The sequence below is a fragment of the Arsukibacterium sp. genome (assembly GCF_033722355.1).
Taxonomy (GTDB): domain Bacteria; phylum Pseudomonadota; class Gammaproteobacteria; order Enterobacterales; family Alteromonadaceae; genus Alishewanella.
Genome location: NZ_JAWVZF010000243.1, coordinates 1 through 2,804 on the forward strand (window position 1 = coordinate 1; position 2,804 = coordinate 2,804).

The window sequence follows — 2,804 nt, forward strand, 5'->3', positions numbered from 1 at the left end:
CAGTCGTACTTTTATACTGATCCGGGTGGTCATAATGAGTGCCGCCAGCACAGTACTGGTCAGTGCGCTGACCAGCAGCACTAACGCGGCCACAGTACTCAGTGTCAGCAGTGGCGAGAATATCAGCAATAAAATACCGCCAAGGTTAATAATACCGGCATGCAGCAGCGCCGATACTGGCGTTGGCGCCTCGACAACCTGAATCAGCCAGCCGTGTAGCGGTAACTGAGCACATTTTATTAACGCCACCAGTACCAGCAACACGGTGGCTATCTGTCCGTACCAGCCAAGCTGAGTTTGCAGTTCTGCCTGCCGGGTAAGAGCGCTGATATCAGCCGTGCCAAACTCGACGTACAACAAAACAAATGCCACGGCCAGCAGCACTTCACCGAGGCGGGCACTCAGTGCTTTTTTATGCGCAGCCAGCTGGGCACGGGGACGCTCAGGATAAAACAGCAACAACTGCTGTAAATTGAGGCTAATCCAGCACCACCCCAGCCAGAACAGCAACAGATGATTGGCTAACAAGGTAAAAACCGTGGCGGTTAAGGTCAGTGCCAGTGCCCGCATAAAACGCAGTTTATTTTGCTCACCGGCCAAAGCGGTTGCACTATACCGCCAGATGATCACTGCCAGCAGGGCCACCAGTGCCAGCAACACCAGCTTTAGCGCATTAATTGTCAGTAACGAGTCCATCGCTCACCTTCAGGTTAAATTTACTGGTGCTATTGTCGCCAGTGGATTAGCATTAGTAAAATACATAATAAATCACAAATCATTCTCTAAAAGAGAACTATGAGCCGGTTAAACTATCATCATCTTTATTATTTCTGGCAGGTTGCCAGAGGCACTAATCTGACCGAGACGGCCCAGCGTCTGCATGTCTCGCAATCTGCTTTGTCATCTCAAATCAAACAATTAGAACAGAGCATGCAGGTACAGCTATTCCGGCGCGAAAATCGCAGACTGGTGCTGACCGACAGCGGCTATCAGACCCTGAAGTACGCCGAAGATATATTCAGCCGCGGCGCTGAGCTTGAGCAATTGCTGCTCCAGGGCATGCAGCCCCAGCACAGTCCAATCCGGATTGGCACCTTATCGACTATGTCGCGGAACTTTATTGAAAGCTTTATTACGCCGCTGTTGAGTAAAAGCAATGCCCGGTACAGTTTGTTATCAATGAACCAGACGATGCTGTTAAATGCCTTAGCCCAGCATCAGCTCGACCTGGCACTAAGCAATATCGCCGTGCAGGGCAACGACAGTCAGCTATGGCAATGCCGCCTGCTGGCCAGACAACCTGTAGCGGTGATTGGCCCACCCGGCAAACCAGCCGGAAAGAGTCTTAAGGATTATCAGCAACAACGCTGGGTGTTACCGCCGGTGCAAAGTCCGGTACGTACTGCGTTTGATGCGCTTGCCGCTCAGTACCAGCTGCAGCCTGACATTATCGCTGAAGCTGATGATATGGCGATGCTGCGCTTGCTGGCCCGCGACAGCGGCGCGCTGGCGGTGATTCCCGAGGTGGTGGTAAAAGACGAGTTACAAAGCGGCCGGCTGCAAAAATATCTGACCCTGCCGCAGATCTACGAAAACTTTTATATTATTACCACCCAGCGAGAGCTGTTGCACCCGCAGCTGAACCTGTTGCTGCAGGCTTTTTCAGCCTGACTGCTGCCCGGTTTAACCGGTTTGCACCTTAAAATGGGTCAGACCGATCATTTTTCTCAGCGGCTACCAGCAGTTATTTGCTAAGCTGGCCGCCATTAGTTTTAGCTGTAAGGAGTTTTAATGTCGGTTACTAAAAGGCTGTATCTGGCGGGCGTCGCCGCACTGGTTATTACCGCTATTTTGCTTTACACCCTGGTCTGGCCGGCCTGGCAACAGCAATTAACCCGGCAGGAAAGTGCCCGGCTGGCGCAGTTGCAGGCGGCGGCAAAACCAGCTGCCGCCCGGCAGCGGTTAGACCATCAGCAGATGCTATCTGATCTGAACTGGCTGGCTCACCCTGATCGGCAGGGGCGCAAGCCCGGCAGCCCCGGCGGTATTGAAGCCCGCGAGTGGCTGGCACAGCAGTTTGCTGATATTGGCTTGCAGCCCGCCGGGACAGAAGGCTATTTACAGCCCTTTAGTGTGGCAGAGCATTTTGTATTCAGTCGCTGGTTAAGGGGCAAAAACCCCACTGTGCCGGCAGCGGAAAATGCAGCCAATGTGCTGGGGCTGTTGCCCGGTTTAAACCCTGAGTTAAAACCCATTGTCCTGACGGCCCATTATGATCACCTGGGCATGGAAAACGGCGAAGTATTTGCCGGTGCTGACGATAATGCCTCCGGCGTTGCCACTCTGCTTGGTCTGGCCCGCTATTTCAGCGAACATCCGCCAGCTCATCCGCTGTTGTTTGTGGCACTCGATGCCGAGGAAGGCGGCCTGCAGGGTGCAGTCGTGTTGTTTAAACACCAGCTGTTACAGCCGGAGCAGCTGGCCTTTAACGTTAATATGGATATGCTCAGCCGTGACACGGATCAGTTACTGTTCGCCGTGGGCAGTTACCAGCAACCCTGGCTTGTGCCGCTATTGCAGCAGTTGCAACAGCAAAGTGCGGTTAAGGTTATCGCCGGTCATGATCGTCCCTGGTACCGCGCCGGCAGCACTCAGAACTGGACATTAAGCTCAGATCACGGCGTCTTTTATCAGCAGCAGGTTCCCTTTATTTACTTTGGGGTGGCCGATCATGACGATTATCATTCGGTGCGGGATACCGCTGAAAATGTCGACCCTGAGTTTTATGTTCAGGTCAGTGAAAC

The 2,804-nt window shown here is 53.1% G+C and carries 3 protein-coding genes; 2 read left to right on the top strand and 1 reads right to left on the bottom strand.

What is annotated here, in order from left to right; genetic code table 11:
- Positions 1–696: proton-conducting transporter membrane subunit (locus R3177_RS14325; RefSeq protein ID WP_318971686.1), on the bottom strand; the 696-nt coding region annotated here is incomplete at its 3' end.
- Between the two features lie 99 nt (positions 697–795).
- Here R3177_RS14325 and R3177_RS14330 point away from each other — a divergent pair.
- Both R3177_RS14330 and R3177_RS14335 read left to right on the top strand, forming a co-directional pair.
- The gene (locus R3177_RS14330; protein WP_318971687.1) at positions 796–1,671 is read left to right on the top strand and encodes a LysR family transcriptional regulator; all 876 of its coding nucleotides are present in this window, start codon (positions 796–798) and stop codon (positions 1,669–1,671) included.
- A gap of 120 nt (positions 1,672–1,791) precedes the next feature.
- Positions 1,792–2,804: M28 family peptidase (locus R3177_RS14335; protein WP_318971688.1), on the top strand; the 1,013-nt coding region annotated here is incomplete at its 3' end.

Bases quoted from the DNA above. Each gene is read 5' to 3' on its own strand.
- R3177_RS14330 (WP_318971687.1), top strand. From the start codon at position 796: ATGAGCCGGTTAAACTATCATCATCTTTATTATTTCTGGCAGGTTGCC.